This is a genomic window from Azospira sp., assembly GCF_030247495.1.
Lineage (GTDB): Bacteria > Pseudomonadota > Gammaproteobacteria > Burkholderiales > Rhodocyclaceae > Azospira > Azospira oryzae.
This window is the reverse complement of sequence record NZ_JAOTRW010000012.1, coordinates 81,237-106,088: the sequence shown is the minus strand read 5'-3', so window position 1 is coordinate 106,088 and position 24,852 is coordinate 81,237. Positions and strand designations below refer to the sequence as shown.

Sequence of the window (24,852 nt, the reverse complement as noted above, 5' to 3'; positions counted from 1 at the left end):
CGGAGAGGGCGGAGAGGGCGGAGAGGGCGGAGAGGGCGGAGAGGGCGGAGAGGGCGGAGAGGGCGGAGAGGGCGGAGAGGGCGGAGAGGGCGGAGAGGGCGGAGAGGGCGGAGAGGGCGGAGAGGGCAGCCATGCCGTCTGGATAGCGGTGCCATCGAACCCGGTGGGGATGGCTTTTCGTACAGGTTTTTCCGTTCTACAATAAGAATAATTCTTATTCGTTTCTTTCCTTTGCCATGAGCGCCGTCCTTTCCCAATCCGATCTGGCCGTGGCCGCCCTCTACCGGGAGCACGGCGGGTGGCTGCGTTCCTGGCTGCGGCACAAGCTGGGTTGCGCCGAGAGTGCCGCCGATTTGGCCCAGGATACCTTCTGCCGCATTCTGCGGCGGGAAAACCTGGAGGGGCTGCGGGAACCCCGGGCCTACCTGACCACGGTGGCCCACGGCCTGGTGGTGGACCATTGGCGGCACCTGGAAATCGAGCGGGCCTACCTGGAAGCCCTGGCCTGGCAGCCCGAGGCCCTGGCTCCGTCGCCGGAGGAGCGGGCCCTGGTGCTGGAGGCACTGCTGGAAATCGAGGCCCTGCTCGCGGCCCTACCGGAAAAGGTGCGCCAGGCCTTCCTCCTGGCCCAGCTCGACGGCCTGGGCTACCGGGAGATCGGCGAGCGCCTAGGCGTTTCCGAGCGCATGGTGAAGAAATACATGGCCCGGGCCATGCTCCACTGCCTGTTGGCCGGGAGTGACGCTTGAGCGCCCGGGCTGGCATCCAGGCCACCGACTACCAGGTGCTGCAGGCGGCGGCTGAATGGTTTGCCGTGCTCCACGACCCGGGCGTCAGCGCCGCCGAACGGCAGCGCTGGCAGGCCTGGCTCGAAGCCCGGGAGGAACATCGCCGGGCCTGGCAGCAGGTGGAGGCGGTAAGCCGCAGCTTTGCCAGCCTGCCCCGGGCCGGACAGTCCGGCGAAGCGGCCCGGCTGGCGGTGGAGGCGGGCAGTCGCCAGCGCCGCATGCAGCGACGCCAGGCTATGAAGGCCCTGGTGCTGTTCGCCGCCGTCGGCGGCATGGCCTGGGGCGGTCGCCGCCTGGGGCTGTGGCCCGGCGAAACGGCAGATTTCGAGACCGCCCGGGGCGAAACCCGGGAAGTGCAGCTGGCCGACGGCACCCGGGTCTGGCTCAACACCGACAGCGCCATCAGCGTGCGCTTCCAGGCTGGCGAGCGTCGCCTGGGTCTGCTGCGCGGCGAAGTGCTGGTGGAAACGGGCAAGGGTGAGCCGGGCGTGGACGCTGCAGCATCGCCCCGGCCCCTGCGCCTGGCCACGCCGGAAGGCCTGCTGCGGCCCCTGGGCACCCGCTTTCTGGTGCGCCGGGATGAGGGCGCCGGGTCCGGCGAATCCCTCGCAGTGTTCGCCGGGGCGGTGGAAATCACGCCCCATGGCCAGCCCGGGGCCCGGCAGGTAATCGCCGCCGGCCAGGAAGTGCGCTACGACCGTAACGGCGTCGCCACCCCGGTGCCGGCCCAGACGGCGCGCCAGGCCTGGAGCCGGGGCATGCTGGTGGCCGACGACATGCGCCTGGGCGACTTCCTCGCCGAGCTGTCCCGCTACCGCAGCGGCCACCTGGGCTGGGACCCGGCGGTGGCTGAGCTGCGCCTGGTGGGCGCCTTCCCCCTGGGAGATACGGACCGCATCCTGGCCAGCCTGGAGGAAAGCCTGCCCCTGCGGGTGCGCCGCACCCTGCCCTGGTGGGTCAGCGTGGAGCCCCGCTGAGGTTCTGCCACGGCGCCGGCCCCGGCCTGGACCGGATTTGAAGCAGGTCCGGCGGCGCCCCCAAATATTTGTTGCCGTTCCGGTTCCCTTTTTCGTTTCCTCCTCGGCAATGCAGATGAGCCCCCTGCGGCGCACATCTTCCACGCATTGATAGAGGTTTCCCCATGTCCTTCGCCCAACCTTCCCGCCGGCCCCTGGTGCTGGCCCTGCAACTGGCCTTCGTCGCCGCCCCCCTGCTGACGCCCGCCCTGATGCCGGCGGCCCAGGCCCAGGCGGCGGCACGCAGCTACAGCATTGCGGCTGGCACCTTGAGCCGGGTCCTCAGCCAGTTCGCCGCCGAGGCCGGGGTGCTTCTATCCGTTGATGCCGCCCTCACCGAAGGCAAGCAGAGCAGCGGTCTTCAGGGCAGCTACGGTGTCGCCCAGGGGCTGGAGCGCATCCTGGCCGGCAGCGGCCTGGAAGCGGTGCCCCAGAACAGCGGTGGCTATACCCTGCGCCGCCTGCCCGCCGGCAGCGGCAAGGAGGCGGCCCTGGCCACGGTGGCCGTCACCGCCAACAGCGCTGGCCAGCCCGGCCAGCAGCCCAAACCCTATGCCGGCGGCCAGATGGCCCGGGGCAGCCGGGTCGGCCTGCTGGGGGACCTGGACATGATGGATACCCCCTTCGCCACCGCCGCCTATACCTCCCAGTTGATGCAGGACCAGGCCGCCAAGAGCGTGGCCGACGTGGTGGCCAACGATCCGGCGGTGCGGGTCTATCGCGGCTACGGCAACTATGCCGAGGCCTATACGGTGCGCGGCCTGCCCCTCTACGCCGACGACCTGGGCTTCAACGGCCTCTACGGCCTGCTGCCGCGGCAGTACGTGGCGGTGGAAATGCTGGAGCGGGTGGAAGTGTTCCGCGGCGCCAATGCCTTCCTCAACGGCATGGCCTCCGGCAATTCCGGCATGGGTGGCAGCATCAACCTGGTGCCCAAGCGGGCCGGCGAGCTGCCGGTGACCCAGGTGACCGGCACCCTGCACGGCGATTCCCTCTTCGGCGGCCATGTGGATATCGGCCGCCGCTTCGGCCCGGACCAGTCCGTGGGCGTGCGGGTCAATGCCCTGAGCCGGGACGGCGAGGGTTCCATCGATCGGGAAAAGCGCAGCCTGGACATGCTGGCCGTGGGCCTGGATTTCCGCGGCGACAAGCTGCGCCTCTCCGCCGACTTCGGCTACCAGAAGAGCAAGATCCGCCAGGGCCGGCCCAACGTGCAGGTGGCTGCCGGCGTGGCCGTGCCCACGGCCCCGGACGCCAGCCGCAACTTCGCGCCCTCCTGGAGCTATTCCGACACCGAGGACACCTTCGCCGCCGTGCGCGGCGAGTACGACCTGAACCAGGACTGGACCGCCTACGCTGCCTACGGCGTGCGCTACAACAAGGAACTGGGCATCTACGCCACGCCGACGGTGAACAGCAGCAACGGCAACGCCACCCTTTCCCGCTTCGAAGTGCCCCACGAGGAAGACGTGTCCACCGGCGAGGCCGGCCTGCGCGGCAAATTCGTCACCGGCGGCGTCAGCCACCGGGTCAGCCTTTCCGCCAGCCGCACCAACCTGGTGGGGCGCAATGCCTGGGCCATGTCCTGGCCGGCCCAGAACACCAACATCTACAACCCGGCGGATCTGGCCAAGCCCGGCCTGGCCTTCTTCGGTGGCGACCTCAACAATCCCCAGCGCACCGCCGACACCCGCCTCTCCAGCATCGCCGTGGCCGACACCCTGGGCTTCTTGCAGGACAAGGTGCTGCTGACCCTGGGCGCCCGCCAGCAGAAGGCCCTGGTGGGCAACTATGCCTACGGCAGCGGGGTGCAGAGTTCGGTGTACGACGTTTCCGTCACCACCCCCTCCGCCGGCCTGGTGGTGAAGGCGGCCGACAATCTCTCCCTCTACGCCAACTACATCGAAGGCCTGCTGCAAGGCGGCGTCGCTCCCACCGGCACCGCCAACCAGGGCCAGACCCTGGCGCCTTTCCGCTCCAAGCAGAAGGAAGTGGGGGCCAAGGCCGACTTCGGCCGTATCGCCGCCAGCGCCGCCCTGTTCGAGGTGAACCAGCTGAGCGCCGCCACCAATCCGGGCACCAACGTCTATGAAGTCAGCGGCGAGCAGGTGAACCGGGGCCTGGAACTGAGCCTCTTCGGCGAAGCCAGCCGCAACCTGCGCCTCATCGGTGGCATCACGGTCATGGACGCCAAGCTGGAGCAGGTCGCCAGCGCCGCCAACGTGGGCAAGCAGGCCATCGGTGTGGCCAGGTTCCTGGCCAACCTGAGCGGCGAGTACGACGTGCCCGGCGTGCCCGGCCTGGCGGTGGTGGGGCGCATGGTGCATACCGGCAAGCAGTACCTGGATACGGCCAACACCCAGGAAGTGCCGGCCTGGACCCGCTTCGATGCCGGCGTGCGCTACGGCTTCCAGGCCGGCAGCCAGGCCGTGGTGCTGCGGGCCAACATCGAGAACCTGGCGGACAAGAACTACTGGGCTTCCGCCACCGGCGGCTACCTGACCCTGGGCGCCCCCCGCACCCTGACCCTCTCCGCCACGGTGGATTTCTAAGGGTTGTCCATGCGGCGCTTCTGTTCCCTGCTGCACCGCTGGGTCGGCCTGGCCATGGCCCTGTTCCTGGTTGCGGCCGGCCTCACCGGGGCCATCATCTCCTGGGACCACGAACTGGACGAGTGGCTCAACGACCACCTGTTCGAGGCCGTCACCCCGGGGCAGCCCCTGCCGCCCCTGGAAGTGGTGCGGCGGGTGGAGGCGGCGGACCCGCGCATCCAGGTCACCTTCCTGCCCCTGCAGTTGGAGCCGGGGCACAACCTGCAACTGGGCGTGCGGCCCCGGCTTGATCCGGCCACCGGCAAGCTTTTCGCGCCGGGCTACAACCAGGTCTTTGCCGACCCGGTGAGTGGCGAAATCCGGGGGCGGCGGGAGTGGGGCGGCCTTTCCCTGTCCCGGGAAAACCTGCTGCCCTTTCTCTACAAGCTGCACTACAGCCTGCACATCCCCGACTTCGGCGGCAAAAACCGCTGGGGCTACTGGTTCATGGGAGGCGTCGCCCTGCTCTGGCTGCTGGACTGTTTCGTCGCCGTGGTGCTGACCCTGCCGGCAGGTCGCCGCAAAGGCAGGCTGGATGCGCCTGTCGGGGCAGGGCAGGCCGAACGCCGCTCCTGGTGGGCACGCTGGAGCACCTCCTGGAAAATCCGCCGCGGCGCCGGCGCCTACAAGTTCAACTTCGACCTGCACCGGGCCGGCAGCCTGTGGACCTGGAGCCTGCTGTTCCTCCTGGCCCTGTCCTCCGTCTCCCTCAACCTCTACCAGGAAGTGTTCCGCCCGGTGCTGGCCGCCGTCTCCACCCTGACGCCGGACCCCTTCACCCAGCGTCCCATGCGTCCCCTGGAGCAGCCCATCGCCCCCCGCCTCAGCTATGCCGAAGCGATCGCCGCGGCCGAGACGGCGGCCCGGGCCCGGGGCTGGACGGAGCCTGCCGGCAGCCTCTTCTATACCCTGCAATACGGCATCTACGGCGTCCAGTTCAACGAGCCCGGGGACGACTTCGGCAACATGAAGGTCAAATCCCTCTACCTGGACGGCCAGGACGGCCGCATCCTGGGTGAGCGGGTGCCCTGGCAGGGCACGGCGGCGGACGTCTTCGTGCAACTCCAGTTCCCCGTCCACTCCGGCCGCATCCTGGGCCTGCCCGGGCGCATCCTCATTTCCCTGATGGGCCTGGCGGTGGCCGTGCTGTCGGCGACTGGGGTCTATGTGTGGTGGAGAAAGCGGCAGGGCCGGCGGCGCCGGGAATTGCAGCAGGAGGTGCCAGTGTTAGGGTCTGCCTGAAGGATCAGGGCTGGGGGCCTGGCTCCGTCTGGGCGGCGGCGAGCGCCTCCAGCTCCTGCCATTCCCCGTCCACCAGCCCTTCCAGGGGCTTGAAGCGGATCTTGTAGGCCATCTTGCGGCTGGCGCCGATCCAGTAGCCCAGGTACAGGTGGGGCAGGCCCAGTTCCCGGCACTGCTGGATCTGCCACAGGATGTTGTAGGTGCCGTAGCTGGCGCCGGGCACGTCCGGGTCGTAGAAGGTGTAGACGGAGGAGAGGCCGTCGGTGAGCACGTCGATGACGCTGACCATGCGCACGGCGCCGCTCCCGGGTTCGATGAATTCCACCAGCCGGGTGTCCACCCGGCTTTGCAGCAGGAAGTGGGCGTACTGCTCGTGGCTGTCCTGGTCCATGCCGCCGCCGGCGTGGCGGTTGGCCTGGTAGCGCTGGTATAGCTCGTAGTGGCTGGCGGCGAATTCCAGGGGCACTTCCCGGGCCACCAGGTTTTCGTGCTGGCGGGCCACCCGCCGCTGGGTCCGGTCCGGGGCGAAGCGCTGCACCGGGATGCGCGCCGGCACGCAGGCGCGGCAGGCGTCGCACCAGGGACGGTAGGTGAACACGCCGCTGCGGCGGAAGCCGGCCCGCACCAGCTCGCTGTAGATTTCCGTGTTGATCAGGTGGGTGGGCGTGGCCACCTGGGAGCGGGCCTGCTGCTCCGGCAGGTAGCTGCAGCCGTAGGGCGAGGTGGCGTAGAACTGCAGCAGGGAAAAGGGCAGGGACGAGTCGTTGAGTTGGGACATGTCGGTCAGGCTGCGCTATGCCACAGGTGGCTTGCATCTGCCGCCGGCCAGGGGCCGGGGGCGGGCCCCGCGGCCACCAGGGCGTCGAGGCGGGCGATGAAATCGTCCCGGGGAATTTCCCGGGCGCCGAGGGAGGCCAGGTGGGCGGTGTGCATCTGGCAATCTACCATGCCGAATCCGAGCCTTTCCAGGTAACGGGCGAGATGGGCGACGGCGATCTTGGAGGCGTCGCTGCGCCAGGAGAACATGGATTCGCCGTAGAACATGCGTCCCAGGGCGATGCCGTAGAGGCCGCCGACCAGTTCGCCATCCACCCAGGTTTCGACCGAATGGGCCAGCCCGAGTTCATGCAGGCGGCGGTAGGCGGCCTGCATCTCCGGCACGATCCAGGTGCCGTGCTGGCCCCGCCGCGGCGTCTGGGCGCAGGCGGCGATGACCCGGGCGAAGGCCGTGTCCAGGCGCACCTCGTAGCCGCCCCGGCGCAGGGTCCGGCCGAGGGAGCGGGAAACCTTGAATTCGGCGGGGAACAGCACCATGCGCGGGTCCGGGCTCCACCACAGGATCGGTTCCCCGGGCGAATACCAGGGGAAGATGCCGCGCCGGTAGGCCGCCAGCAGGCGTTCCGGCGCCAGGTCGCCGCCTACGGCCAGCAGGCCGTTGGGCTCGCTGAGGGCGGTGGCGAGGGGCGGGAATTCGTGGGCGGCGGTGAGCCAGGGCAGCATGGGTGCTTTCAGCCGGAGGCAAAGGTGGAAGGGCGGGCCGGGGTGGGGCTCATTATAATGTGGCCCTTGCCCCGGGCCAGCGCCCGGGAAAATTCTGCGAGACCTCCATGTATTCTGCCCGTCGTACCTGCCTTGGCGCCCTCCTGGGGGCCGCTTCCCTGCTGCTTTGCGGCTGCGTCACCCTGGACCGGACGGAGGCCCCGGCAGCGGCTGCGACGGCGGTGGGCCATCCGCCGCCCAAGGTGGTGCTGGCCCTGGGGGGCGGCGCCGCCCGGGGCTTTGCCCATGTGGGGGTGATCAAGACCCTGGAATCCCACGGCATCGTGCCGGACATGGTGATCGGCACCAGCGCCGGCTCCGTCGTCGGCGCCCTCTATGCCGCCGGCTATTCCGGCTACGAACTGCAGAAGCTGGCCATGAAGCTGGACGAATCGGCCATCACCGACTGGTCCCTGGCGGATCGGGGCGTGCTCAAGGGCGAGGCCCTGCAGAAGTTCATCAACGAGGCGGTGAAGCAGCAGCCCATGGAAAGGCTGAAGAAGCCTTTCGCCGCCGTCGCCACCGATCTCAAGAGCGGCGAGGCGGTGACCTTCCGCAGCGGCAACACGGGCATGGCGGTGCGGGCCTCCAGCAGCGTGCCCGGCGTCTTCCAGCCGGTCACCATCAACGGCCGCGAGTACGTGGACGGCGGCCTGGTCAGCCCGGTGCCGGTGCGGGCCGCCCGGGCCATGGGCGGCGAGGTGGTGATCGCCGTGGATATTTCCAGCAAGCCGAAGAACGGCAAGGTTTCCGGCCTCATGGAGGTGCTGCTGCAGACCTTCGCCATCATGGGCAGCCACCTGGGCCAGGCGGAGATGAAGGAGGCCGACGTCGTCATCCGCCCCGACATTCCGGGCATCGGCTCCACCGACTTCAAGTCCCGCAACGACGCCATCCTGGAAGGGGAGCGGGCGGCCCAGGCGGCCCTGCCCCTGATCCGCGCCAAGCTGGGCATCCGGTGAGCGCCGTGGCCGCCGAGGAAAACGTCACCTGCGCCACCTGCCGGGCCTGCTGCTGCAAGCTGGAGGTGATGCTGCTGGGGGGCGACGACGAGGTGCCCGAAGCCCTGACCCGGCAGGACCCCTGGGGCGGCTGGATCATGCACCGCCTGGAGGATGGCTGGTGCGCCGCCCTGGACCGCCGCACCATGCTGTGCACCATCTACGAGCAGCGTCCCTTCATCTGCCGCGACTACCAGGCGGGGGATTACGACTGCCTGGAGCAGCGGGCCGCCGGCCTGCCGGCCTGACCCAAGGCCGGCCTCAGGCCAGGGCGGAGGGCCGCTCCGGGGCGGCCAGGGCCACCACGCTGCCGATGACCAGCAGGGTCGGCGGCCTGATGTCGTGGCGCCGGGCCGTTGCCGCCAGGGTGGCCAGGGTGCAGGTGTGGAGCCGCTGTTCCGGCCAGGTGGCGCGATAGACCAGGGCCGCCGGCGTTTCCGGGGCCAGGCCGGCGCCCTGCAGGCCGGCGGCGATGCGTTCCAGGCCGTGGATGCCCATGTAGATCACCAGGGTCTGGTTGGGCTGGGCCAGGGCCTGCCAGTTCAGTTCCAGGGCCTGGTCCTTGAGGTGGCCGGTGACGAAGACGCAGCTCTGGGCATGGTCCCGGTGGGTCAGGGGAAAGCCGAAACTGGCGCCGGCCCCCAGGGCGGCGGTGATGCCGGGCACGATTTCCACCGGCACCGCCTGTTGCAGCAGCACGTCCATCTCCTCGCCGCCGCGGCCGAATACGAAGGGATCGCCGCCCTTGAGGCGCACCACCCGCTTGCCTTCCCGGGCCTTCTCCAGCAGCAGTTGGCAGATGTCTTCCTGGGGCAGGGTGTGGTTGCCGGCGGATTTGCCGACGTAGATGCGCTCCGCCGTCGCCGGGGCGAAATCGACGATGCCCGGGCCCACCAGATTGTCGTAGACCAGCACTTCCGCCGTCTGCAGGCGCCGCCAGGCGCGCAGGGTCAGCAGTTCCGCATCGCCGGGGCCGGCCCCCACCAGGGAGACGCTGCCCGGCGCCTGTTCCGACCAGACCCGGCTCACAGGCCGGGCCCCTGGTGGAAAACCAGATCGTCCACGGGGCGGCCCTGCTTCAGGTGCTCCTCGACGATGCGCTCCAGGTTGTCGGCGGTGACGTTGTAGTACCAGGTGCCGTCGGGCTGCACGCACATCACCGGGCCGCCCTTGCAGGCGGCGAAGCAATTGACCCGGGAACGCTTGACCCGCAGCTCGCCCTCGGTGAGACCGGCCGCCTTGAGCTTGTCGCCCAGGGAGTCGAAGAGGGCCTGGCCCTCGCCGTTCTGGGTGCAGCGGGGGCCGGTGCACACCAGCAGGTGGCGGCGGTAGTCGCCGATGCGGGGCTTGCTGACTTCGCTCATGCTTCCGCCTCGGCTTCGGTTTCGTCCGCCGCTTCCGGGCCGGCGGCCAGGGCGGCGGCGATGTAGTCCTCCGGCAGGCGGTATTCCACGGCCAGTTCGGCGGCGCTCTTGCCGCTGTCGCGGATGGCTTCCAGCCAGCCGTTGAGGCCGGTGGAAAGGGAGCGGCCGGCCTGCTCGCCGCCCTTGGTGGAACGTTCTCCCTCGGCCACGTCGTACTTGTTGGCATAGCCCCGGGGCGTGACCATCAGACCATCCCGGATGAAGGTGTTGGAGTTGCCGATGAGCACGGTGGACAGCATGCCGATGTCGGCCTCAGCCATCTTTTCCAGGGTGGTGAATTCCAGCCGCTGCTTGGGGCGGAAGGCGCTCTTGACGATGGCCACCGGGGTCTTGGGATCGCGGTGGCGCAGGAAAATGCGCTGGGCTTCCTGGATCTGGCGGGTACGGCGACCGCTCTTGGGGTTGTACAGGGCCACCACGAAATCGGCGTAGGCAACCGCATCCAGGCGGCGGGCGATGGTGGGCCAGGGGGTGAGCAGGTCGGAGAGGGAGATGGCGCAGAAGTCGTGGGTCAGGGGCGCGCCCACCAGGGCGGCGCAGGTGTTGAGGGCGGAAGCGCCCGGCACGATTTCCACCTCGATCTCGGAATCGGGTGTCCAGCCGGCCTGGAACAGCACCTCGAAAGTGGGGCCGGCCATGCCGTACACGCCGGCGTCGCCGGAGGAAATCAACGCCACCTTCTTGCCCTGTTTGGCCCGGTCCAGGGCTTCGATGGCCCGGTCCAGCTCTTCGGTCATGGACTTCTTGATGACTTCCTTGCCGTCGATCAGGTCGGCCACCAGGCGAACATAGGTGACGTAGCCGATGATGGTGTCGGCTTCGGCGATGGCGGCCCGGGCGCGGCCGGTCATGTGTTCCACGGCGCCGGGGCCCAGGCCCACCAGCATGATCTTGCCGCTCTTGGCCGGGGCGTTGGTTTGAATGTCGGTCATGAAATCGTTCCTCGGAAATTCAGTGAATGCAGTTGTGGGGCTCAGGGCAGCAGGGCGATGGAGACGGTGGCGTTGCGCCCGTCCGGACCCCGCAGCTTGTGTTTTTCGATCAGCAGCCGGCTCATGTCGGTGCCGGCGGCCAGCAGGGCGGCGGCTTCCGACACCGACGGGGTGCCGGTGTACTTGCGCACCGTCTCCGACGGGTTGGGCACGGGGACGGTGGCCAGCACTTCCGGCGGGTAGAAGGTGAGGGTGAGGCCGAAGCGTTCGGCAAAGCCCAGCAGGCCCACCTCGTCCGCCTTCAGGGTGATGCTGGCACCGGCCGCCACCTGTTCCGGGGCGAGGCCGGCGGCGGCCAGGGCCTCCTGCACGGCTTGCGCAATGGTCGCCTCCGGGGTGCCCCGGTCGCAGCCCAGGCCCAGCGCCACTCTGCGGCTGCCCAGGCTCAAGCGCCTTGCTCCACGGGCGGCCGGTAGGTGACCAGGCGGCCTGCCAGGCGGGGCGCCAGTTCCGGCGGCAGGGGGCGGTGGCTGATCCACAGTACGGCAGCGACGCTGTCCAGGTCCACCTCTTCCAGGCGGCTGAACTGCTTGATATTGGCGGGCACCGGGCCGCTGCGGCCATTGGCGTGGCGCGGCCACCAGTCGGGGCTGCCGGCTTCCTGCACCAGGGCCACCGGCTCGTCGTTCACCACGGCCGCGCTGGCTTTCACCACTTCGTCGTGGGTCGCTTCAAAGGTCCAGCCCAGCTCCCGGCCCAGCAGGTCCACGCCCAGGGTCTGGCGGGAGTCGGAGGCGGTGGTGAGCACCGGGGTGGCGCCCAGGCTGGCCGCCAGGATGCCGGCCAGAGCGTTGGCGCCGCCCAGGTGGCCGGAGAGCATGGGAATGGCAAAGCGCCCAGCCTCGTCCACCACCACCACCCCCGGATCCTGTTCCTTGTCCTTGAGGTGGGGGGCGATGAGGCGCACCAGGGCGCCCAGGGAGACGATGGCGACGATGCCGTCGAAGTTGGCGAAGAGGGCGGGAATCTGGTCGCCGGTCTTGCCGCTGTAGGTGGCTGCTGCGCCAGGAGTGTTGGCAACTGCGGCTTCCGCCTCGGCCCGGAATTTATCCGGGGCGAACAGGCGGGCGCCGGGCAAGGCCGCCACCACCTTGCCCGCCAGGGCAATGCCGTGGCGGGTGATGGAGACGACGGCGATTCTCTCGTTGGGGAAGGGGAGGGGAATGGTCATTTTATTTTTTAGGTTGGGGCAAAACTGTTCAGGCGGCAGCCGTTTCGTTGGGCTGTGCGGCCTCGGCCTTGCGCTTGCGGCAGCCCCGGCGCAGTTCGCCGCGCTGGCGCTTGGGGTTCTGCACCAGCATGAGGGAGAGGTAGTTCACCTTCTCGCCCTTGAGGGAAGCCACGTCGCGCACGATGCGCTCGTCGGGGGAACCGACCTTTTCGATGAAGCAGCTGGTGGTCAGCAGCTCGCGCCGTTCCAGCAGGTCCAGCACCTCATCCACCAGGGGCTTCACCTTGAGCAGCACCAGGGTGTCGAATTCGTCCAGCAGGTGGTCGATGACTTCCACGCCGTAGGCGGCGGGGATCACCGCCAGGGTTTCGTCTTCCTCGGCCAGGGTGGTGCCGGTGGTGGCGGCCGCGGCGGCAAAGGAGGAGACGCCGGGGATGGTTTCCACCTCAACTTCCGGCACCAGTTCCCGCACCACCCGGGCCAGGTGGCCGAAGGTGGCGAAGGTGGAGGCATCGCCTTCCACCAGGAACACCAGGTCCCGCCCCTCGGCCAGCAGTTCCACGGTGCGGGCGGCGGCCCGGGCCCAGGCCTTGGTCAGGATCTCCGCGTCCCGGGTCATGGGGAACACCAGTTCCTCGGCGTCGGCGGGCACTTCCAGACCACCCCGGGTGACGATGGAGAGGGCGTAGGAGCTTTCCTCGGCCTTCTTCACCGGATAGAGCCAGCGGGCGTCGCCGTTGAGCACGGCCCAGGCACGGCGGGTGATCAGTTCGGGGTCGCCGGGACCCAGGGAGGCGCCGATGAGGCGGCCGTATTTTCTGTCGGTCATGTTTAGCTCTTCTTTGCGGAGACTATCCAGATGGGGTTTTGTGCGGCCATGCGGTGCATGTCCAGGATGGGCTGGCTGCGGGAGGCCTGGAGCTGGGTCACCTCCCAGTTCGCTCCGAATTTCTCCACCGCAGCGGCCAGGGCGGTGGTGGCCGTGGCCAGGTTTTCCAGGGTGACGAAGTTCATCACCAGGCGGCCATGGGGCTTGAGGCGACCCAGGATCAGGTCGATGAGGGCGGCCAGTTCGCCGCCGGAACCGCCGACGAACACCGCGTCCGGGTCGGGCCAGGTGTCCAGCCCTTCCGGGGCCTTGCCGTGGCGCAGGGTGTAGTTGGTGGCCTGGAAGCGCCGGGCGTTTTCCCGGGCGTTGGCGGCATCGCCCTCGTTTTTCTCGATGGCGTACACGTGGCCGTGGCGGCACAGACGGCTGGCTTCCAGACCCACGGAGCCGGAACCGGCGCCGATGTCCCACACCACGCTGTCGGGTTTCAAGCCCAGTTTGGCCAGCGACAGGGCCCGGGCTTCCAGCTTGGTGATGAGCCCCTTCTCCGGCTGGCGCTGGACGAAGTCCAGGTCGTCAAAGCCGAAGATGGCCCGCGGGTCGGCCTCCTGGCGTTCCACCAGCACCACATTGGGGTCGGGGAAGCTCATGGCCGCGGCCTGTTCCAGGGAAAGGTCGGGGAACAGCTGCTCCTCCGGCAGGGCCAGCTTGGCGGCCACCGAGAGGTGAATCTCTTCACCGTAGCCCGCCGCCAGCAGGGCCCGGGCAAGGCGGGCCGGGTTGTTGTCCGGGCCGGTGAAGGCCGCTACTTTCGGATACTCGGCGATGGCCCGGATCAGCTTGTAGAGGCCGTTCTCCGGGGTGGTGCCGAACTGCCACTCGCCCGCATCGGCGGTGTGGCAGGTGGAAATGCGGTAGTCCTGCCAGGGCCGCTGGAAGCGGGCGAAGGCCAGTTGCAGGGTGGAGGGGGCGGGCAGTACGGTGACCGCCGCGGCTCCCAGCTTGCCCACCAGATAGCTGGCCATGCCGTGGCAGAGGGGATCGCCGGTGGCCAGCACGACGGTGTGCAGGCCGTCAGCGGTAGCTTGTTGAATCCAGCCGGGCACCTGGCCCAGCTTGCCGTCCATGTCCTTGAGGGTGGTGCCGGCGGCCAGATGGGGCTGCACCAGGGCCAGGGTGCGGCCGGCGCCGACGATGAGGCCGGCGGATTGCAGGCAGTGGCGGGAAGAATCCGGCAGGCCGGCCCAGCCGTCGTCCAGGATGCCGAGGACGGTGCAGTAGGGTTGTTTAGACACTTTCGCCCTCTTCGACGCGACAGATGAACTGGCCTTCGAAATCGCAGACCAGCACGGTGAGTTGGTAGGGGCCCGGGTGGCAGGCCCGCAGGCTCTGCATGGCGTGGATGGCCAGGGCCCGATGGAAGGGCACGGTGAGGCCCAGCAGGGCTAGGCGCTCGGCGGCGAAGCGGGCCGTCTCGGCATTGCGGATTTCCTCCACCAGGTCGGCGGGGGCGCCCACTTCGGTGGCGCAGGCGGCCAGCAGGTCCCGGTCGATCTCCTGCTTCCAGGCGTGGGTCACGGCCAGGCCCTGGCCCATCTTGGTCAGCTTGCCCACCATGGCGCCGATGTAGACGTGCTGCATCTTGCGCTTGATGGCGCTCTGGAAGGCGGCCTTGACGAAGTCCCCCATCTGCACGAAGCAGGCTTCCTGCAGTTGCGGCAACTGCTTCATGGCGAATTTTTCGGTGCGGCCGCCGGTGGTGAACACCACGCTGGTCTGGCCCTGGCGCGCCGCCACGTCCACCGCCTGGACCACGCTGGCGCGGAAGGCGGCGGTGGAATAGGGGCGCACGATGCCGGTGGTGCCGAGGATGGAAATGCCGCCCAGGATGCCGAGGCGGGCATTGAGGGTCTTCTTCGCCATCTCCTCGCCGCCGGGCACGGAAATGGTCACTTCCAGGCTGTCGCCGGCGGCCAGGATGGCAGCACCGGCCCGGGCCACGTTGTCGCTGATGTTGCGCCGGGGCACCGGGTTGATGGCCGGGCCGCCCACTTCCAGGCCCAGGCCTTCCTTGGTGACGACGCCGACGCCTGGGCCGCCCTTGAGGATGACCTGGCCGCCGCCCCCGGGAATGCGCACCACGTCGGCGGTCATGTGGGCGCCGTGGGTGGCGTCCGGATCGTCGCCCGCATCCTTGATGCTGACGGCGTGGGCCCGCAGGGGCATGCCTTCGCCCTCGACGCGGCCGTCGGTGATCTGGAAGGGCACTTCCTGGCCGTTGGGCAGGCGGCAGAAAATCTGGTCCGGCACCTGGCCCTGGACCAGGCCCTGGGTGGCGGCCACGGCCGCCGCCGCCGAGTTGGCGCCGGTGGTGAAACCGGTGCGGTTGCCCCGTTCCCGCTTGGCCGTGCCCTTGCGGACCTTCTCGGCCGGCGGCGCTTCGCTGTTCACGGGAGCGCTGTTGGCGGCTTCAGGCGGCATTGCGCTGGCGGGCTTCGGCGACGCCGAGGAGGGCGTGGATGGCCGCCACCACCAGGGTGGAGCCGCCCTTGCGGCCGCGGATGACGATCCAGGGCACGTCCTGCACTTCGGCCATCAGGTCCTTGGATTCGGCGGCGGAGACGAAGCCCACGGGCATGCCGATGACCAGGGCCGGGCGGGCCCCTTCTTCCTTGATCAGGCGCACCACTTCGATGAGGGCCGTGGGGGCGTTGCCGATGCCGACGATGGCCCCGTCCAGCAGGCCCTGGCGATGGGCCTTGCGCATGGCCTGCACGGCCCGGGTGGTGTCCTCGGCCTGGGCCTGGGCGATGACGTCGGCGTCGGAAATGAAGTGGTGGGTGGTGACGCCGAAGTGCTTGAGGCGGCTGGCGGAGAGGCCGACGCAGATCATTTCCACGTCCGCCACGATGGGGGTGCCGCCCTTGAGGATGGCGGCCAGGCCCGCTTCCACCGCTGCCGGATGGAAGTCGGTGAGACCGTTGAATTCGAAGTCGGCGTTGGCGTGGATCATGCGCCGCACCACCGGCCACTGGTCGGCGCTGTAGGCGTGGGGGCCGGCTTCGGCATCGATGATGGCGAAGGAATCGTGCTCGATGGCGCGGCCGGCGGCGGTGAGCTGTTCGGTGACGACGTTGGCGTTGTGGTTCATGGCTTACCCGTGGGAGTGATGATCGTGGGAGTGATTGTGCCCATGGCAATGGCCGTGACCATGATCGTGATCATGTTTGCCCCCATGTTGGTGGCCGCAGCCGCCGTGGGTGTGGCCATGCTCATGCCCGTGGTCGTGGGTGGCGGTGTGGCTGTGGTCGTGGGTGGCGGTGTGGCTGTGGTCGTGCAGGTGCTCGTCCTCGGCGGCCAGGCGATACTTGCAGCCGTCGCATTCGAGCAGGCTGCCTTCGGGCAGTTCATCGCCGCCCACCTTGGCGTCCAGCAGGTCGAAGATGCCCTTGTCGAAGCCGAAGTGGGTGCCCAGGGCGAAGGCCACCTGGGGATACTGGCGCTGCAGGCGCTCGGCCTGGGCCTTGATGCGCTCCATGAGCACGCCGGTAAAGAGATAGACCGGAACGATGGCCACCTGGGTCATGCCCAGCTTGACCTGGCGCTGCACGGCGGTTTCCAGCCGGGGCCAGGTGACGCCGGTGAAGGCGATGTCCACCAGCTCGTGGTCGTTGTCCTCGAAGATCCAGCGGGCCATCTTGGCCAGCTCGCCGTTGGCGCCGGCGTCCGACGAACCGCGACCGAGCAGGATGACGCCGGTGGTGCAGGGGTCGGGCATGTCCAGCTGCTTCATCAGCCGGTCCAGCTGGCCCTGCAGCACCTCGAAAATCTCCCGGCCCATGCCCAGGTGGCGCACCACCTGGAATTCCACACCGGGGTGGCGGGCCCGAGCCTCTTCCACGGCGTGGGGCAGCTCCATTTTCACGTGGCCGGCGGCGTTGAGGATGAAGGGGATCACCACCACCTTCTTCGCATTGCCGGCGGCCCGGTTCAGGCCCTCATCCAGCAGCACCTCGGCGTGCTCGATGAAGCACACCTCGATGCGCCAGCCGGGGTGGCGTTCCCGCCACTGGGCGGCGAAATGGAGGATTTCCTTGTTGCCGTCCCGGTTGCGGGAACCGTGGCCGACCAGGAGCAGGGTGGTGTCTTGGGCACTGAAGGTCATGGGCATTTCTCAGGAGGCCTCGCCCACGCTGGCCTTGCGGAAGCGGTGGGTGAAGCTGGGGTCGTAGAGCTTGGAGCGGGCGATGTCCTCCCAGTCCCGGGCGCCGAGGGCCGGGCTGGCGATGATCATGGCCTGGGCGGCGATCTTTTCCGCCTGGCACTTTTTCTTGATGTCCGCGATGGTGCCGCGCACGATCTTTTCCTCCCCGGGCCAGGAGGCCTTCTGCACCACCAGGATGGGCGCATCCTCCGGCCAGCCGGCGGCCAGCAGGGCGCGCTGCACCTCGTGCAGCAGGGTGATGGAAAGGAAGATGCAGAGGGTGGAACGGTGGGCCGCCAGGGCCTCCAGTTCCTCCCCCGGGGGCATGGGGGTGCGGCCGGCGACCCGGGTGAGGATCACCGTCTGGGTCACTTCCGGCAGGGTCAGGGTCTCGCCGGCCGCAGCGGCGGAGGCCAGGGCAGAGGAAACGCCGGGCACCACGGCCCAGGGCACGCCCACCTCGTCCAGGGGACGGGTCATTTCCACCAGGGCGCCGTAGAGGCCCGGGTCGCCGGTCTGCAGGCGCACCACGGTCTGGTGGCGGCGGCTGGCCTGGAGCAGCCAGTAGGTCATTTCCTCCAGGGTCATGTCCTTGGAGTCCCGGATCTCGCAGCCCGGCGGGGCGTAGAGGGTGGCCGCCTGGTCCACCAGGGAGCCGGCGAAGAGGATGGCGCCGGCCTGTTCCAGCAGGCGGCGGCCCTTGACGGTGATGAGGTCCGGGTCGCCGGGGCCGGCGCCGACGAACCAGATCTTGCCGAGGGTGGCTGGGGTCATGGCATGTTCCTTCTCAGCAGTCTTCTTGTTGCAGCTGGGCCAGGAGGGCGCTGCAGCTGTGGATGGGGGTGTCGCCGCGGAGCAGGCCGCGCTGCCGCAGCTGCCGTTCCAGGCCGATCACCGAGGGCAGGCGCAGGCCGATGGCGGCCAGCTCGGCCTCGTGCCCGGCCAGGGCCGGGGCGTCGAAGCTGGCGCAGCAGCGGCCGGCGGCCATGAGGTGGATGCGGTCGGCCCAGCGGTAGGCGAAGTGGATGTCGTGGGTGGCCAGGAGGATGGTCATGCCCCGGCGGTGCAGGCCGTCCAGCACCGCCAGCAGTTCCTCCTGCATGGCCTGGTCGAGGCCGGCCATGGGTTCGTCCAGCACCAAGAGCTCCGGCTCCATGGCCAGCACGCCGGCGATGCAGACCCGCTTCTTCTGGCCGAAGCTGAGGTTCTGCACCGGCTTGTGGGCCAGGTCGTCCATGCCCACGGCCTGCAGGGCGGCTTCCACCCGGGCGGCGACGGTGGCCTCGTCCAGGCCCAGGTTGAGGGGGCCGAAGGAGACGTCCTCCCGCACGCTGGCGGAGAAAAGCTGCCGGTCCGGATTCTGGAAGACCAGGCCCACCTTGCTGCGCAGGGCGCGCAGGCCGGCCCGGCCGTAGTCCACCGGGGTGCCGGCGTAGTGCACCCGGCCGGCGGCGGGGCGCAGCAGGCCGTTGCAGTGCTGGAAGAGGGTGGTCTTGCCCGAGCCGTTGGCGCCGATGAGGGCGTTGCGGCTGCCCCGGGAAACGCCCAGGGAACAGCCGGCCAGGCCCGCGCTGCCGTCCGGGTAGCGGTAGTGCACGTCCTCCAGCTGCAGCAGGGGCACGCTCACCGGCCGCTCCAGGCGAGCAGCACCAGGGCCAGGGCGGCCACGCCGGCCAGGCCGGCATCGCGCCGGGCGTGGGGGTGGCGGCTGCCGAGGAAGCGCAGGGGACCGTCGTTGTTGCGGGCCAGGGCCGCCAGGTGCAGGGCGTGGGAACGCTGCCACACCTGCAGGGTGAGGTGGGCGGCCATCTGCCCCAGGCTGCGCAGCAGGCGGCTGCGGTCCAGGTGGCCGAGGCGGGCGGCCTGGGCGGCGCGCATGTCCTGCAGGGCGGCGGCGAAGACGAACAGGGTGCGGTAGCACAGCACCATGATGTCCAGCAGCACCTCGGGGGTGCGCAGGCGGCGCAGCAGGGCGATGAGGTCGCTCAGGGGCGTGGTCAGCACCAGGAACAGCAGGGCCGCCAGGGCGCCCAGGGAGCGGGTCGCCACCACGGCGGCCTGGTGGGTGCCGGCGGCGGTGGCCTGCAGGCCGCCCCCATCCACGGAGACGGCCAGGGAGAGGGCGCTGATGGCGAGGAAGAAGAGGGCCGGGGCCGCCACCCGCAGATAGAGCAGGGGCGATACCCGGGCGCCGCCGATGGTCACGGCCGCCAGCAGGGCGGCCACGCCGAGCCCGGCGGCCGGGGTGGCGGCGGCGACGAAGGCGGCCGTCACCCCGCCCAGGGCGAAGAGGCCCTTGGCCTGGGGCGCCACGCCGCGCCAGCGGTTGGCGTAGGCCGACTGCTCGATCAGCACGCCGGCCCTTCCTGGTCCTTGTCTTCGCGCCGGGCTGCCGCTTCACCGCGTCGTTGTTCCCGGCGCAGCTTTTCCCGGGTGCGGGCGCAGCCCAGGTAATAGCCGATGAAGCCGGCGCCGAGGGCCGCCTGCAGGGCGAAAAGGAGGGAGGCGATCTCGCCGCTGGCCGGCTCCAGCAGGGGCTGGAACCAGGGCTGGTAGTCCGGGGCGATGCGGGTGATGAGGGCCTGGGCCTCGCTGTCGGCGCCGCCGAAGATTTCCGCCGGCTGGCCGTCCGGCCCGACCGGCCGTTCCACCAGCCACAGGGGCAGGGCCGCCAGCAGCACCACAGCGATGAGCAGCAGCAGGTTCTGGTGGCGCTTCATGCCCGCACCTCCGGCGCCGGGGCCACGCCCAGGTCCTGCAGTTCCTGCGGGTTGAAGCGGGCCAGGGCGTTGCAGATGACCACGGTGAGCAGGCCCTCGCTGATGGCCAGGGGAATCTGGGTGAGGGCGAAGATGCCGGCGAACTTGAGGAAGGAGGCGCCAAAGCCGCCCACCGGATCGGGGAAGGCCCAGGCCAGTTGCACCGAGGTGGTGACGTAGGTGAGCAGGTCCGCCAGGCTGGCGGCGAGGAACACGCTCACCGCCAGGGAGGCCTTGAGGCGGCGGGCCAGGGCGAAGATGCCGTAGGCGGCGAAGGGTCCCACCACGGCCATGGAGAAGATGTTGGCGCCCAGGGTGGTGAGGCCGCCGTGGGCCAGCAGCAGGGCCTGGAACAGCAGCACCACGGCGCCGATGGGAGCCATGGCGGCAGGGCCGAAGAGCACGGCGCCCAGGCCGGTGCCGGTGGGGTGGGAACAGCTGCCGGTGACCGAGGGCAGCTTCAGGGCCGAGAGGACGAAGGTGAAGGCGGCGGCCACTCCCAGCAGCATGCGCTGCTCGGGATTTTCGCGGATGCGGCGGTTCACGGAACGGATGCCCCAGGCGACGAAGGGGGCGGCGGCGACGCTCCAGCCCACGGCGTGTTCGATGGGCAGGAAGCCTTCCATGATGTGCATGAGTCTCTCCCTCGGCGAGCATGACGGTGGCGCACCAGGCGGGGGAGTTGTGGCAGGTCGGATAAAGGGCCGCGGCGGATGGAACAGCGAGGAGGCGGCAAATCACCAGAACCGTTCCCGTCACCCCGGGGAATGGTGCAACTTGTGATGTCAGGCCGGTCTTCTGGCTTGCCTTCATCCTTCCCTGCCGGCCTTCCCGTGATGAACCACAGTGGCGTGAGGCAGCGTCGTCTGGCTTACAGCAGCGGGGGCTGCGCCGGACTGTCCTGGGTGGTCCCTGGAGTCACCGGCTTCCCGTTTCACCGTCCCCGCAGAGCGCGAGGCACGGCACCTGAATCGGGGCGGATGATAGCCCACTCCCCCCGGGCTGGGCAATCCGCCGCGCCAGGCGCGGCGTTTGGCGAATCGGTCGGGGCGGGTTAGACTGGCCCCGCTTCGGTTCCCCCCTCCAGGGGATGAAAAGGGAATCCGGTGCGAGACAGGGCGGCGACGCCCCGACTCCAGTCCGGAACTGCCCCCGCAACTGTAGGCGGCGAGCGTTGCGCTCCACTCTTTGCCACTGGCGATACTGCCGGGAAGGCTGGCGCAACGTGACGACCCGCAAGTCAGGAGACCTGCCGCGGCATTACTTCATATCAATCCTAATTGGGGCGGGGTGTCCCCTGAGGAAGGTAAATGCGCGCATTCCCTGACTGTCATCGTTGTCCGCTCTCGGCTGCCTGCCGCTCCGAGCCGCTTTGCCGCGGCCCGGGGTGTTCGCCCTTCTCCGATGCTCCCGCTCCGCTTTATCCAAGGAGTTGCGCATGCGCATGGAAGCAATGGAAATCGGCGCCGTCGTGGGGACGGCCGCCCAGCCCGTAGAAGCCAATCCCGCCCCCACTTCGTCCACTTCGCCGCGGCAGCAGCAGGCCACCCTCATGGTGGACGTGGTCTTCCCCGAACAGGTGAACCATCACGGCACCCTCTTCGGCGGTTCCGCCATGGCCATGATGGACAAGCTGGCTTTCCTGGTGGCCACCCGGGAGACCCGCCGGCCCATGGTCACCGCCAGCAGCGGCCGCATCGACTTCCGTAAGCCCATTCCCCAGGGGCGCCTGGTGGAACTGTCCGGCCGGGTGGTGCAGCGGGGTCGGCGCTCGGTGCAGGTGGAGGTGGCCCTGGCGGCGGAGGACCTGGCCACCGGGCTGCGGGAGACCAGCGCCACCGCCCACTTCACCCTGGTGGCGGTGGACGGTCCAGGGGCGCCGCTGCAGGAGGACGACGAGAGCTTCGCCCAGCTGCCCGGCATCGGCCCGGTGACGGCCATGGTGGAGATGGTCTTTCCCGGCCACACCAACCACCACGGCAGCCTCTTCGGCGGCCAGGCCCTGGCCTGGCTGGGCAAGGCGGCCATGGTGGCGGCCAGCCGCCAGGCCCGCATGCCGGTGGTGATGGCCGCTTCCGAGCGCATCGACTTCCACGCGCCGGTGCTGGAGGGGGAGATCGCCGACCTGGCGGCCCGGGTGGTGGCCATCGGCAACAGTTCCATGACGGTGGAAGTGCTGCTGCACGCCGAGGCCCTGCTCACCGGCCAGCGCCGCCTGTGCACCCGGGGCCGCCTCACCATGGTGGCGGTGGGCTACGACGGCCGCCCGGTGCCCGTGCCCCAGCCCCTGGGGCGGCGTCTGGCCTAGGCGCCGGCCATCGCCCGCCCCGGTCGGGGCGGGCGCCCGGTTTCCGGCCCGGAACGGCAGGCGGCAGGCTGCCCGGCCGGGCAGCGGCCCCCCACCGCGGTGTGACATAGTCGAGCCAATTCAGCGGTGGCGGGCCGTTATACTGCCGACAGAACAAGATGGGCCGGAGCCCGTGCCGTGATCGGCATGGCGCCTTCCGCAACCCAGGCTGCCCGGGCATCGGCAGTGACGATCCCTCCAACCTGCCTAGTCCCCATGTCCCTCAAGACAGCCCTGGCCCTGTGCGCCGCCTGCCTTACCCTGAGTCCGCTGCCCGGCGTCGCCTCCGAGCCGGCGTCCATCGTCTTCACGGCTGCCGAGCAGGCCTACCTGGACAGGGTGCAGTCGGTGAAGATGTGCGTCGATCCGGACTGGGAGCCCTTCGAGCGCATCAACGAGCAGGGGCGGCACGAGGGTATCGGCGCCGACCTGGTGCAGCTGGTGGCCCAGCGGGTCGGCCTGCGCATCGAGCTGCTGTCGGTGCGGACCTGGGACGAAAGCCTGGCCGCCGCCAAGGCCGGGCGCTGCCAGCTCATGAGCTTCCTCAACCAGAGTCCGGAACGGGACCGCTGGCTGAATTTCACCGCTCCCGTGTTCACCGACCCCAACATCATCGTCACCCGGGAGGAGCACGCCTTCGTCGGCGACCTCCTCGGCCTCAGCGGCGAGAGCGTGGCCCTGCCCCGGGGCACCATGGTGGAGGAGCGCATCCGCAAGGACTTCCCCAACCTGCGGGTGATCCTCACCGGCAGCGAGCCGGAGGCCGTCTCCCTGGTTTCCGAGCGCAAGGCCGACCTGACGGTGCGCTCCCTCATCGTCGCCGCCTACGCCATCCGCAAGGAAGGCCTGTTCAACCTCAAGATCGCCGGCCAGATTCCCGCCTACACCAACCAGCTGCGCATCGGCGTGGTCAAGGACGAACCCCTGCTGCGGGACATCCTGGACAAGGGCGTGCGCACCGTGACGCCCCAGGAGCGGGAGGCCATCGCCAACCGGCACGTGGCCATCAAGGTGGAGCAGCACACCGACTACAGCCTGCTGTGGAAGAGCCTGGCCGTGGCCGCCTTCGTCCTGGCCGTGGTCATCTACTCCAACCGCAAGCTGAGCGCCCTCAACCGGGAGCTGGAGCGACTTTCCGTCACCGACAAGCTGACCGGCCTGTTCAACCGCATGAAGCTGGACGAGGTACTGGAAAGCGAAATCCAGCGCTCCCAGCGTTTCGGCCAGCCCTTCAGCCTGATCCTGCTGGACCTGGACCACTTCAAGCTGGTGAACGACTGCCACGGCCACCAGGCGGGGGACCAGGTGCTGCTGGAAGTGGCCCGGCTGCTGCAGCGTCACACCCGGGAGACGGACCTGGCAGGCCGCTGGGGCGGCGAGGAATTCATGGTGGTCTGCCCCCACACGGACGAGGCGGGGGCCCGGGTGCTGGCCGAGGACCTGCGCCGGGTGTTCGAGCTCAACGAGTTTCCGGTGGTGCGGCAGAAGACCGCCAGCTTCGGGGTCGCCACCTACCGCCCCGACGACCAGGCCAAGGACATCGTGGCCCGGGCCGATGCCGCCCTGTACCGGGCCAAGGACCTGGGCCGCAACCGGGTGGAATGGCAATAGGCGCGGGCGTGGGGCGCTGCCTTCGCCTGCTGGTCCTGGCCTGCCTCCTGGGCGCCTCGGTCCAGGGCCGGGCCGGGGACGATGGGGCGGAGGCCCTGGCGGGCACCACCTTCTTCGGCTACGGCAAGGCCATGCACGTCTTCGACGACAAGAAGGGCGGCCGGCCGAACCAGAACACCGCCGGCTTCGGCGGCAAGCTGGGCCTGGAGAGCGGCGACTACCGGGGCTGGCGCCTGCGGGCCGCCTGGTACACCACCCAGGACCTGGGCTTGGCCCGGGACAATCCGCGCCAGACCGACGCCTACATGTTCGGCCTGGACAAGCGCCCCTATTCCCTGTGGGGCGAGGCCCAGCTCATCTACAGCCGGGGCCGCAGCCGCCTGACCCTGGGGCGCCAGGAAATCCAGTCGCCCCTCATCAACAGCTACGAATACCGCATCATCCCCAACCTGTTCGACGCCTACGTGCTGAGCAGCCGGGAGCTGCCCGGCACTACCCTGACCCTGGGCTACGTCGGCCAGATGTCGGGCCTGGACGGCCTGGTGAGCTTTTCCGATTTCCGCAGCATGTCCCAGCAGACCTACACCTCCCTGCTGGTGGACGGCCGGGGCCGGCCGGATGCGCGCAACGGCGAGACCCTGGACCCCTCCACCGTGGTCGGCCACCGGGGCGTGTGGATGACGGGGGTGGCCTACGAGGCGGAGCACAAGCTGCAGCTGTGGCACTACTACGGCCGCGACACCCTGCAGACCGTCTATGCCGACGGCCGCTTCAAGCAGCCCCTGGGCCGGGGCTTTACCGCCCTCATCGACGGCCAGGCCTACCGGGTGTCGGAGGTGGGTGCCTTCCGCGACTACCTGGCCCGCCACGGCCTCAATGCCAGCTACGGCCTGGCGGGCCTCAAGGGCACCCTGGCCCACGCTCCCAGCGGCCTCAGCCTGGCCCTGATGGCCAACCGCTTCGGCGGCGACCAGCGCACCGTGACGGCCTACGGCAACTGGGGCGGCTATCCGGAATTCGTGCTGATGCCCTATCTCTACGCCGAGAACGACGCCATGTCGGCCATCGCCCGCAGCCGCCTGCGCAAGGCCACCCTGCTGCTGGACCTGGGCCCCTACGGCCTGCCGGAGCACAGCCTGCTGCTGGGCCACGCCCGCATGGACATCGACGAGGCCATCCTGCCCGGTGCCGACATCATCGCCAACAGCCTCATCTACCGGGCCCGGCTGACGCCCCGGGTCTCGGCCCGGCTGCACCTAGAAGCGCGCAGCTCGGCCCATTCCCGCTACGACAACCACTTCCTCACCCTGGGCCTGCGCTACGACTTCTAGCGGCCCT

The 24,852-nt window shown here is 69.6% G+C and carries 26 protein-coding genes and 2 riboswitches; of the genes, 9 read left to right on the top strand and 17 right to left on the bottom strand.

The annotated features are described in order from the left end of the window. Positions 1–236: 236 nt before the first annotated feature. From OEL49_RS16760 to OEL49_RS16745, 4 genes are all read left to right on the top strand, one after another. Positions 237–749: a sigma-70 family RNA polymerase sigma factor gene (locus OEL49_RS16760; protein ID WP_287875825.1), complete on the top strand. Its 513-nt coding sequence runs from the start codon at positions 237–239 to the stop codon at positions 747–749. Further along, positions 746–1,765, top strand: coding sequence for a FecR domain-containing protein (locus OEL49_RS16755; protein WP_287875822.1), 1,020 nt, complete (start codon positions 746–748; stop codon positions 1,763–1,765). Before OEL49_RS16760 ends, OEL49_RS16755 begins: the two co-directional genes overlap by 4 nt. 164 nt (positions 1,766–1,929) lie before the next feature. Next, positions 1,930–4,356, top strand: a complete 2,427-nt coding sequence (locus tag OEL49_RS16750) for a TonB-dependent receptor (RefSeq protein ID WP_287875819.1) — start codon at positions 1,930–1,932, stop codon at positions 4,354–4,356. Between the two features lie 9 nt (positions 4,357–4,365). Continuing rightward, positions 4,366–5,637, top strand: a complete 1,272-nt coding sequence (locus OEL49_RS16745; RefSeq protein ID WP_287875816.1) for a PepSY-associated TM helix domain-containing protein — start codon at positions 4,366–4,368, stop codon at positions 5,635–5,637. Positions 5,638–5,641: 4 nt separating this feature from the next. On the opposite strand, the gene OEL49_RS16740 is transcribed toward OEL49_RS16745, so the two are convergent. Next, a complete protein-coding gene (locus OEL49_RS16740) occupies positions 5,642–6,415 on the bottom strand; it encodes an arginyltransferase (RefSeq protein ID WP_287875813.1) in 774 nt (257 codons plus the stop codon). 5 nt (positions 6,416–6,420) lie between these two features. Next, the gene (aat, locus tag OEL49_RS16735) at positions 6,421–7,137 is read right to left on the bottom strand and encodes a leucyl/phenylalanyl-tRNA--protein transferase (RefSeq protein WP_152088991.1); all 717 of its coding nucleotides are present in this window, start codon (positions 7,135–7,137) and stop codon (positions 6,421–6,423) included. Between the two features lie 107 nt (positions 7,138–7,244). Between aat and OEL49_RS16730 the strand changes: the two genes are divergently transcribed. Then, positions 7,245–8,138 carry a patatin-like phospholipase family protein gene (locus tag OEL49_RS16730; RefSeq protein WP_014237987.1) on the top strand — a complete coding sequence of 298 codons (894 nt, stop codon included), beginning with the start codon at positions 7,245–7,247 and terminating at the stop codon, positions 8,136–8,138. Between the two features lie 5 nt (positions 8,139–8,143). Further along, positions 8,144–8,425 (top strand): YkgJ family cysteine cluster protein, encoded by a 282-nt coding sequence (locus OEL49_RS16725; protein WP_287875809.1) that lies wholly within the window; start codon positions 8,144–8,146, stop codon positions 8,423–8,425. Positions 8,426–8,438: 13 nt separating this feature from the next. Here the strand turns inward: OEL49_RS16725 and cobA are convergent, their stop codons facing one another. The 15 genes from cobA to OEL49_RS16650 are packed head-to-tail and all read right to left on the bottom strand — an operon-like array spanning position 8,439 to position 20,191. Further along, positions 8,439–9,206 (bottom strand): uroporphyrinogen-III C-methyltransferase, encoded by a 768-nt coding sequence (cobA, locus tag OEL49_RS16720; protein WP_287875808.1) that lies wholly within the window; start codon positions 9,204–9,206, stop codon positions 8,439–8,441. Next, positions 9,203–9,541, bottom strand: a complete 339-nt coding sequence (locus OEL49_RS16715; protein ID WP_287875806.1) for a (2Fe-2S) ferredoxin domain-containing protein — start codon at positions 9,539–9,541, stop codon at positions 9,203–9,205. The genes cobA and OEL49_RS16715 overlap by 4 nt, the downstream gene beginning before the upstream one ends. After that, entirely contained in the window at positions 9,538–10,533 is a 996-nt protein-coding gene (cobJ, locus tag OEL49_RS16710) for a precorrin-3B C(17)-methyltransferase (protein ID WP_287875804.1), read from the bottom strand. Before cobJ ends, OEL49_RS16715 begins: the two co-directional genes overlap by 4 nt. Before the next feature lie 41 nt (positions 10,534–10,574). Continuing rightward, positions 10,575–10,982, bottom strand: a complete 408-nt coding sequence (locus OEL49_RS16705) for a cobalamin biosynthesis protein (RefSeq protein WP_014237982.1) — start codon at positions 10,980–10,982, stop codon at positions 10,575–10,577. Then, positions 10,979–11,764, bottom strand: coding sequence for a cobalamin biosynthesis central domain-containing protein (locus OEL49_RS16700; RefSeq protein WP_287875802.1), 786 nt, complete (start codon positions 11,762–11,764; stop codon positions 10,979–10,981). The genes OEL49_RS16705 and OEL49_RS16700 overlap by 4 nt, the downstream gene beginning before the upstream one ends. Positions 11,765–11,792: 28 nt before the next feature. Next, complete coding sequence (gene cobI / locus OEL49_RS16695) at positions 11,793–12,593, bottom strand: precorrin-2 C(20)-methyltransferase (RefSeq protein ID WP_287875799.1); 801 nt, start codon at positions 12,591–12,593, stop codon at positions 11,793–11,795. A 2-nt stretch (positions 12,594–12,595) separates the two neighbouring features. After that, the gene (gene cbiE, locus OEL49_RS16690) at positions 12,596–13,888 is read right to left on the bottom strand and encodes a precorrin-6y C5,15-methyltransferase (decarboxylating) subunit CbiE (RefSeq protein WP_287875797.1); all 1,293 of its coding nucleotides are present in this window, start codon (positions 13,886–13,888) and stop codon (positions 12,596–12,598) included. Then, positions 13,881–15,074 carry a cobalt-precorrin-5B (C(1))-methyltransferase gene (locus OEL49_RS16685; RefSeq protein WP_287875795.1) on the bottom strand — a complete coding sequence of 398 codons (1,194 nt, stop codon included), beginning with the start codon at positions 15,072–15,074 and terminating at the stop codon, positions 13,881–13,883. The genes cbiE and OEL49_RS16685 overlap by 8 nt, the downstream gene beginning before the upstream one ends. Continuing rightward, positions 15,064–15,744: a precorrin-8X methylmutase gene (locus OEL49_RS16680; protein ID WP_026687354.1), complete on the bottom strand. Its 681-nt coding sequence runs from the start codon at positions 15,742–15,744 to the stop codon at positions 15,064–15,066. The genes OEL49_RS16685 and OEL49_RS16680 overlap by 11 nt, the downstream gene beginning before the upstream one ends. Before the next feature lie 3 nt (positions 15,745–15,747). After that, on the bottom strand, positions 15,748–16,758 hold the full coding sequence (locus OEL49_RS16675; RefSeq protein WP_287875791.1) for a sirohydrochlorin chelatase: 1,011 nt from the start codon (positions 16,756–16,758) through the stop codon (positions 15,748–15,750). Positions 16,759–16,767: 9 nt separating this feature from the next. Then, positions 16,768–17,571 carry a precorrin-4 C(11)-methyltransferase gene (cobM, locus tag OEL49_RS16670; RefSeq protein WP_014237975.1) on the bottom strand — a complete coding sequence of 268 codons (804 nt, stop codon included), beginning with the start codon at positions 17,569–17,571 and terminating at the stop codon, positions 16,768–16,770. Between the two features lie 13 nt (positions 17,572–17,584). Continuing rightward, on the bottom strand, positions 17,585–18,424 hold the full coding sequence (locus OEL49_RS16665) for an energy-coupling factor ABC transporter ATP-binding protein (RefSeq protein WP_287875789.1): 840 nt from the start codon (positions 18,422–18,424) through the stop codon (positions 17,585–17,587). Next, positions 18,421–19,152: a cobalt ECF transporter T component CbiQ gene (cbiQ, locus tag OEL49_RS16660; RefSeq protein WP_130458702.1), complete on the bottom strand. Its 732-nt coding sequence runs from the start codon at positions 19,150–19,152 to the stop codon at positions 18,421–18,423. Before cbiQ ends, OEL49_RS16665 begins: the two co-directional genes overlap by 4 nt. Then, complete coding sequence (locus OEL49_RS16655; protein WP_287875786.1) at positions 19,146–19,517, bottom strand: energy-coupling factor ABC transporter substrate-binding protein; 372 nt, start codon at positions 19,515–19,517, stop codon at positions 19,146–19,148. The genes cbiQ and OEL49_RS16655 overlap by 7 nt, the downstream gene beginning before the upstream one ends. Further along, positions 19,514–20,191 carry an energy-coupling factor ABC transporter permease gene (locus tag OEL49_RS16650; RefSeq protein ID WP_014237971.1) on the bottom strand — a complete coding sequence of 226 codons (678 nt, stop codon included), beginning with the start codon at positions 20,189–20,191 and terminating at the stop codon, positions 19,514–19,516. Before OEL49_RS16650 ends, OEL49_RS16655 begins: the two co-directional genes overlap by 4 nt. Before the next feature lie 136 nt (positions 20,192–20,327). Continuing rightward, a riboswitch (cobalamin riboswitch) is annotated at positions 20,328–20,541 on the bottom strand. A gap of 69 nt (positions 20,542–20,610) precedes the next feature. After that, a riboswitch (cobalamin riboswitch) is annotated at positions 20,611–20,827 on the top strand. Between the two features lie 167 nt (positions 20,828–20,994). Between OEL49_RS16650 and OEL49_RS16645 the strand changes: the two genes are divergently transcribed. From OEL49_RS16645 to OEL49_RS16635, 3 genes are all read left to right on the top strand, one after another. Next, positions 20,995–21,864, top strand: coding sequence for an acyl-CoA thioesterase (locus OEL49_RS16645; RefSeq protein ID WP_287875784.1), 870 nt, complete (start codon positions 20,995–20,997; stop codon positions 21,862–21,864). A 255-nt stretch (positions 21,865–22,119) separates the two neighbouring features. Continuing rightward, positions 22,120–23,514, top strand: a complete 1,395-nt coding sequence (locus OEL49_RS16640) for a diguanylate cyclase (protein WP_287875782.1) — start codon at positions 22,120–22,122, stop codon at positions 23,512–23,514. A gap of 8 nt (positions 23,515–23,522) precedes the next feature. Further along, complete coding sequence (locus OEL49_RS16635; RefSeq protein ID WP_287875780.1) at positions 23,523–24,845, top strand: OprD family outer membrane porin; 1,323 nt, start codon at positions 23,523–23,525, stop codon at positions 24,843–24,845. The last annotated feature ends 7 nt before the right edge of the window (positions 24,846–24,852 follow it).

Excerpts from the sequence above, each read along its gene's own strand:
- OEL49_RS16760 (WP_287875825.1), top strand. The coding sequence starts at position 237 with ATGAGCGCCGTCCTTTCCCAATCCGATCTGGCCGTGGCCGCCCTCTAC.
- OEL49_RS16750 (WP_287875819.1), top strand. The coding sequence starts at position 1,930 with ATGTCCTTCGCCCAACCTTCCCGCCGGCCCCTGGTGCTGGCCCTGCAA.
- OEL49_RS16745 (WP_287875816.1), top strand. The coding sequence starts at position 4,366 with ATGCGGCGCTTCTGTTCCCTGCTGCACCGCTGGGTCGGCCTGGCCATG.
- OEL49_RS16740 (WP_287875813.1), bottom strand. The coding sequence starts at position 6,415 with ATGTCCCAACTCAACGACTCGTCCCTGCCCTTTTCCCTGCTGCAGTTC.
- aat (WP_152088991.1), bottom strand. The coding sequence starts at position 7,137 with ATGCTGCCCTGGCTCACCGCCGCCCACGAATTCCCGCCCCTCGCCACC.
- OEL49_RS16730 (WP_014237987.1), top strand. The coding sequence starts at position 7,245 with ATGTATTCTGCCCGTCGTACCTGCCTTGGCGCCCTCCTGGGGGCCGCT.
- OEL49_RS16715 (WP_287875806.1), bottom strand. The coding sequence starts at position 9,541 with ATGAGCGAAGTCAGCAAGCCCCGCATCGGCGACTACCGCCGCCACCTG.
- cobJ (WP_287875804.1), bottom strand. The coding sequence starts at position 10,533 with ATGACCGACATTCAAACCAACGCCCCGGCCAAGAGCGGCAAGATCATG.
- OEL49_RS16700 (WP_287875802.1), bottom strand. The coding sequence starts at position 11,764 with ATGACCATTCCCCTCCCCTTCCCCAACGAGAGAATCGCCGTCGTCTCC.
- cobI (WP_287875799.1), bottom strand. The coding sequence starts at position 12,593 with ATGACCGACAGAAAATACGGCCGCCTCATCGGCGCCTCCCTGGGTCCC.
- OEL49_RS16685 (WP_287875795.1), bottom strand. The coding sequence starts at position 15,074 with ATGCCGCCTGAAGCCGCCAACAGCGCTCCCGTGAACAGCGAAGCGCCG.
- OEL49_RS16680 (WP_026687354.1), bottom strand. The coding sequence starts at position 15,744 with ATGAACCACAACGCCAACGTCGTCACCGAACAGCTCACCGCCGCCGGC.
- OEL49_RS16675 (WP_287875791.1), bottom strand. The coding sequence starts at position 16,758 with ATGACCTTCAGTGCCCAAGACACCACCCTGCTCCTGGTCGGCCACGGT.
- cobM (WP_014237975.1), bottom strand. The coding sequence starts at position 17,571 with ATGACCCCAGCCACCCTCGGCAAGATCTGGTTCGTCGGCGCCGGCCCC.
- OEL49_RS16655 (WP_287875786.1), bottom strand. The coding sequence starts at position 19,517 with ATGAAGCGCCACCAGAACCTGCTGCTGCTCATCGCTGTGGTGCTGCTG.
- OEL49_RS16650 (WP_014237971.1), bottom strand. The coding sequence starts at position 20,191 with ATGCACATCATGGAAGGCTTCCTGCCCATCGAACACGCCGTGGGCTGG.
- OEL49_RS16645 (WP_287875784.1), top strand. The coding sequence starts at position 20,995 with ATGCGCATGGAAGCAATGGAAATCGGCGCCGTCGTGGGGACGGCCGCC.
- OEL49_RS16640 (WP_287875782.1), top strand. The coding sequence starts at position 22,120 with ATGTCCCTCAAGACAGCCCTGGCCCTGTGCGCCGCCTGCCTTACCCTG.